At 29.9% G+C, this 6,105-nt stretch carries 7 protein-coding genes; all 7 read left to right on the top strand.

The features are described from left to right. On the top strand, positions 1 to 448 hold a 448-nt coding region (locus GXK56_RS28375; protein WP_243156238.1), incomplete at its 5' end, for an FMN-binding protein. Between the two features lie 81 nt (positions 449 to 529). Then, complete coding sequence (locus GXK56_RS24140; protein ID WP_160692286.1) at positions 530 to 1,114, top strand: NAD(P)H-dependent oxidoreductase; 585 nt, start codon at positions 530 to 532, stop codon at positions 1,112 to 1,114. Between the two features lie 283 nt (positions 1,115 to 1,397). Continuing rightward, on the top strand, positions 1,398 to 2,120 hold the full coding sequence (locus GXK56_RS24135) for a response regulator transcription factor (RefSeq protein WP_160692284.1): 723 nt from the start codon (positions 1,398 to 1,400) through the stop codon (positions 2,118 to 2,120). After that, entirely contained in the window at positions 2,098 to 3,489 is a 1,392-nt protein-coding gene (locus GXK56_RS24130) for an ATP-binding protein (RefSeq protein WP_160692282.1), read from the top strand. The genes GXK56_RS24135 and GXK56_RS24130 overlap by 23 nt, the downstream gene beginning before the upstream one ends. A 276-nt stretch (positions 3,490 to 3,765) precedes the next feature. Further along, on the top strand, positions 3,766 to 4,869 hold the full coding sequence (locus GXK56_RS24125) for a C40 family peptidase (RefSeq protein ID WP_160692280.1): 1,104 nt from the start codon (positions 3,766 to 3,768) through the stop codon (positions 4,867 to 4,869). A gap of 128 nt (positions 4,870 to 4,997) precedes the next feature. Next, positions 4,998 to 5,444, top strand: coding sequence for a MarR family transcriptional regulator (locus GXK56_RS24120; protein WP_160692278.1), 447 nt, complete (start codon positions 4,998 to 5,000; stop codon positions 5,442 to 5,444). 202 nt (positions 5,445 to 5,646) lie between these two features. Next, on the top strand, positions 5,647 to 6,063 hold the full coding sequence (locus GXK56_RS24115) for a (2Fe-2S)-binding protein (RefSeq protein WP_160692276.1): 417 nt from the start codon (positions 5,647 to 5,649) through the stop codon (positions 6,061 to 6,063). Positions 6,064 to 6,105 lie beyond the last annotated feature (42 nt).

Raw genomic sequence — 6,105 nt, 5'->3', positions numbered from 1 at the left:
AACAAAAGGAAAAGAGGCTTTAAATGTAGTTCCTAAAGAAATAGTAGATAAACAAGCTACAGAAGTTGATGTGGTTTCAGGAGCTACAATGACAAGTAAAGGAATTATGGCAGCAGTAAATAATGCTTTAAGCCAAGCAGAAATCAGTAATTCTTCAGCTAATAGCAGCACTTCACAAGATAAATATAAAGATGGAACTTATATAGGTATTGGACAAGGTAAGAATCCAGATTTAAAAGTTTCAGTTACAGTAAAAGATGGAAAGATAGCAAATGTAGAAATAGTATCTAACAATGAAACAAAAGGAAAAGAGGCTTTAAATGTAGTTCCTAAAGAAATAGTAGATAAACAATCTACAGATGTTGATGTAGTTTCAGGAGCTACAATGACAAGTAAAGGAATTATGGCAGCAGTAAATGATGCTTTGAATCAGTCTAAAAATAGCTAGTTCCTAGAGATGCTTTTCAAGAATAATTACTATACTTAGAGGGGAAAATAAAGTGATTTTATATTAAGGAGGAAGTTAAGAATGAATCACTTAGTAGTTTTTGCACATCCAAATCAAAAAAGTTTTTGCAGAGGAATAGTTGATACTATAGAAAATGCATCTAAAGAAAAAGGAGACACTATTCGTGTTAGAGACCTTTATGAAATAGGCTTTGATCCTATTCTTAAGCCATCTGATTTTGTGGCATTACAAAGTGGTAATATACCAGAGGATATAAGAACAGAACAAGAACATGTTAAATGGGCAGATATTATTACGTTTGTATATCCTGTTTGGTGGGTTGGGCTTCCAGCTATGCTAAAAGGATATGTTGATAGGTTTTTTTCTTATGGATTTGCTTATGAAACTGTAGATGTTGCACCAAGAGGTTTATTAACTGGTAAAAAAGCATTGGTATTTTGTACTACAGGTACTCCTAATGAGGTTTATGAACAAAATGGTATGCATAATTCAATGAAACAAACTACTGGTGCAGGCATATTTGATTTTACTGGAATAGAGGAAATCAAACATACATTTTTTGGGGCAGTGCCTTATCTTTCTGAAGATAGTCTTAAAGAATATTTAAAGGAAGTTGAAAAAATAGTTAAAGAAGATGTAAAATAAGTCATTAACATTAAAGAAGAAATGCATTAATTAAGGTTATATTTAAGTAAAGAACTTTTGCTTAGATATAATCTTAATTTAATATAGATTTATATATTTATATAAGTTTTAGTAAATTAAATCTATAAATTAGAAATTGTAAATCAGTTAAGAGTTATGAGTTAAGGAAGAAATACCTGAAATGGATTGTGGGAAAGTTCCGAATTGTAGCATAGCCACTCTTTTTAGTAGTGTGTAAATTGTTAATTGTTAACTGATTTAAAAGTTAGGTGGGAGAAACGGTATGCTGAAAGAAAAGAAAATTCTTATAGTGGATGATGAAAATAAAATAGTTGAAGTTATAAAATCATATTTAGAAAGGGAAGAGTGCGTTGTATTTGAAGCCTTTAATGGAAAGGACGCACTAGAGATTTTTGAAAGAGCTAACCCAGATTTATTAGTACTTGATTTAATGCTGCCAGACATGACTGGAGAAGAAATTTGCAGTAATATAAGAAAAAAATCCAGGGTACCTATTATAATGCTTACAGCTAAAATAGATGAAAAGAGCATAATATCTGGATTACATATTGGAGCAGATGATTACATAACGAAGCCATTTAGTCCAAGGGAGCTTATAGCCAGAATATATGCTATATTCAGAAGGCTGGATGAAGAGGTAGTACCATTATCAAATATAATATCTTTAAATGATGATGATTTAGTTATAGATTGCCTTAAAAAGGAGATTAGAAAAAATGGTGAGGTTATTACATTAACGGCAATACAATATAAGATATTAATGGCTCTTTTAAAATATCCTCAGAAGACTTTTACAAGAGAAGAGCTCATTTGTACAGCTATAGGGGATGATTATGATGGGTATGACCGAGCTGTAGACACCCATATTAAAAATTTGCGTCAGAAAATAGAAAATAATCCTAAGGAGCCTCAATATATAATAACTGTTCATGGTACTGGATATAAGTTTGGAGGAGAAGCAAATGAAACAAAACCTCAGAAATAGACTATCACTTTCATATGTATTTATAACTATGGTAAGTGTAGCACTTATAAGTGTTCTTTCACACTTTTTTTTAGAAAATCAATTTAGAAATTATATTATTCAGCAACATGAAAGGGAAAATAAGATAATTGTTTCATCAATAAGTCAACAGTACGACGAAAATGGTAATTTTAATATGGATGTGATTAAAAGCATTGGAGTTGGTGCTATTGAAAATGGATTGTTTATTACTGTCAAAGATGTATCTGATAAAACAATATGGGATGCTGAAACCTATAATAATATTAAATGTGAAGAGGTAAAAAATCGTTTGGTTAGCACCATGGAAAAGATTTTTCCAATGTGGAATGGAGAGTATACTAAAGATGAGTATTCAATAGTGAAGAATTCTGTTAAAGTAGGGACAATAAATATAGGGCATTATGGACCTTTTTATTATGACGAAAATGATATAATGTATTCAAAAACTTTAAACAAAATACTTTTAGGTGTTGGAATAACGTCTCTATGCTTTGCATTAATATTAGGTCTTATAATGGCAGAAGGCTTGAGCAGACCAATTTTGAAGGTTATTAATATTGCTGAAATGATTTCTAAGGGAAATTATAATCAAAAGATTGAAAAAAAATCTAAAATTGAAGAAATAGACAAACTAACAAATTCTATTAATAGTCTTGGAAATTCTCTTCAGGAACAAGAGAAACTAAGAAAAAGACTAACTAGAGATATTTCTCATGAGCTTAGGACTCCACTTTCAACCCTTCAAAGTCATATGGAGGCATTAATAGATGGAATATGGGAGCCAACATCAGATAGACTTGTAAGTTGCCACGAAGAAATAATTAGATTAAAGCGTCTTGTAGGAGACTTAGAGAAATTAGCACAATATGAAAGCGAAAACCTCATATTAACTAAAACAAAATTCAATATTAGTGATGCAGTTAAGAATATAGTACTAAATTTTGAAACTGAATTTTTAAATAAAGAAGTGGATTTAATTTTTGATGAAAAAGATATTCAAGTTAATCTTGATAAAGACAAAATAAGCCAAGTTATAGTAAATCTAATTTCAAATGCTTTAAAATATACTACTAAAGGTTGTAAAGTAGAAATTAGTTTATATGAAGACAAGAAATTTATTGTGATAACAGTTAAGGACACAGGAATAGGAATGTCACAAGAGGATCTGCCACACATATTTGAAAGATTTTATAGAGCTGATGAATCAAGAAATAAATTAACAGGTGGAGCGGGAATAGGACTTACTATTTCAAAATCAATTGTGGAAGCTAATGGTGGAAACATAGAAGTAAACAGCATAATTGATAAAGGAACTGAATTCATAGTTAAAATGCCGAAAGTCATTTAAGTAAGGATTATAATTACAAAGAAAAATAATTAAGAAGAATTGAATTAATTGAATAAATGTTCTAGTACAAATCAAGGAGCATAATTAAAAGTAATAAGAAAAGTGTACTGAATTCTATAGTAATTAGTTTTCAATACACTTTTTTCATGTGTTTTTTTAAAGGTAATTTATTCCTATTTATGAATCTACACAATTTTAACACAATCTCTATGTAACATAAGGGAGAAGTTACAAAAGAGGGAGTAATATTACTCTAGAAGAAAAGGAGCAATATAAATGAAAAAAATATCGAAAATAGTTATGTTAGCTATGGTATTGACGTCTGTAACTCAAATTTCAGCATTTGCCCTGCCAACATCTAATCAAGCGCAAACTCAATTGGAACAAAATCAAAGTTCATTAAAGGAAGCACAAGATAAAAGACATGAACTTGAAGCAAGTATTGAAGAATTGGATAATCAAATTGAAGATTATATGATGAAAATTGAAGCAAATAAGAAGAGTATAAAGGCAATAGAAAGCGATATCAATAATACACAGAAACAAATCACTTCATTTGAAGAAGAAGCAAAAAGTAAACAAGAAGCATTGGATCAAAGAGTTAGAGCCTTGTATATGCAGGGACAATCTAGTTATCTTGAAATATTATTAGATTCAGAAAATTTCAGTGATTTAATTACAAGAGTTGAAGCAATTAAGAAAATAGTAGGTATGGATAAAAAAGCAATAAGTGATTTAAAGGATACAAAAGCTGAAGTGGAAAGTAAAAAAGCATCTCTTGAATTAAAGTATAATGACTTACTTGCATTAAAGAGTGAAAATGAAGGTAAGTTAACAAGCCTGAGTACCAACATATCTGATCAAAAGAAGCTAATACAAGAAGCAAAGAATCAAGAAAGTTTATTTGCTTCAAAGGTAGATGAATCTAAAGCATTGGTCAATGCATCTATAGCTCAAGTAAAGAAAATAAGAAGTGAAGCACCTAGTGTTAAACCTTCGAGAGGAGCAACGTCTGCAGCGACTGCTTCTAATAATAACATAATAGCATATGCATCAAACTTTTTAGGAACACCATATCTTTGGGGAGGGACAAGCCCCTCAACAGGCTTTGATTGTTCTGGATTTACTCAATATGTATATGCACACTTTGGTATAAGCCTTGGAAGAACAACTTACGATCAAATAAATGATGGATACGGAGTTTCAAGAGATGAACTTCAAGCAGGAGATTTAATTTTCTTTGGTAAAGGCGGCGATCCTACTCATATGGGAATATATATAGGGAATAATACATACATCCATGCCCCGAGGACTGGGGATGTGGTGAAAATATCGTCAATAAATAGATCTGATTATATTACTGCAAGAAGAGTTAAATAATAAGTGTAAACTATATTTTAAAAAGTCTAATAAAAATATCGCAGTATTTTGCGGTATTTTTATTTCAAACATATGTAGTTTATAATATGTACTTGACAATAGTACTAATTAGTAATATTATTTTATACATGGATAAAAACAAAATTACTTATGGAGAAACAAATGATTTAAATTTAAAGTCTATAATAGCATTAAGTCGTTGTATTCAAAGTGTAAACAAAAGAGAATACAAAATTATCAAAGAAGGAGGATTAACATTTTCACAATTTGGAGTACTTGAAGTGCTATATCACAAAGGAGATCTGAGGGTCAGTGAAATATTAGAGAAAACTCTTTCTACTGGTGGGAATATGACTGTTGTTATAGATAATTTAGCTAAGGATGATTTGATTGAACGACGTCCTGATCCTAAAGATAGACGTGCAAGCTTAATAAGTATTTCTGAAAAAGGAAGAAAGCTTATGAGTGAAATCTTCCCAAAACATGTAGAGAATTTAGAAGAAATTTTTAGTGTCTTAGATGTTGAAGAAAAGAAAAATCTTATAGATACATTAAAGAAACTTTCAGGTGTATAAATTTACACCTTTAATTTTAACAATATAGTACTAATTAGTAATTAACTAGTTAGTATATAACTAATTAGTTGTGAATGCTTTTGGCAAGTAATTGAAGCCATATATATTTTATGTATAAATTATAGTTAAAAAAGGCAAATTTATTATATAGCCTTTTAAATAAATAAAAAATAATTAAGGACATTATGGAGGAAAACAAAAGATGATAAAATCAATACTTTCAAAATTAATGGGATGTAATTGTGAAAATAAAACCGAGGATAGTAAGGTTGTATGTGGCTGCTTTAAGTTAACTGAGCAAGATTTAAAAACTGCAGTTAAGAATGGTGCAAAAAACTTTGAAGAAGTGCAAGGGGTAACCAAAGTGGGTACTGGTTGCGGAAAATGTGTAGAAGGTAATAAAGCATTGGTCAATAAATTAATATTAGAAAATAAAATAGATGAAAATCCAATAGTATGTGGATGTTTCAAAGTTAGTGTTCAAGATATACATAATGCAATAAAAAATGGAGCAAAATCATTTGAAGATGTTCAAGCAGCTACTAAAGTTGGAACTGGTTGTGGTAATTGTGTTGAAAGCAATAGGGAATTAGTTAAACAATTATTAGCAAGAAAATAACCTATGTTAAGATAGTATCAAAGCACTAGTAGATTAATTAAT

Source organism: Clostridium sp. C2-6-12 (assembly GCF_009928485.1).
Taxonomy (GTDB): domain Bacteria; phylum Bacillota; class Clostridia; order Clostridiales; family Clostridiaceae; genus Clostridium.
This window is presented reverse-complemented; position numbering and strand designations above follow the sequence as displayed.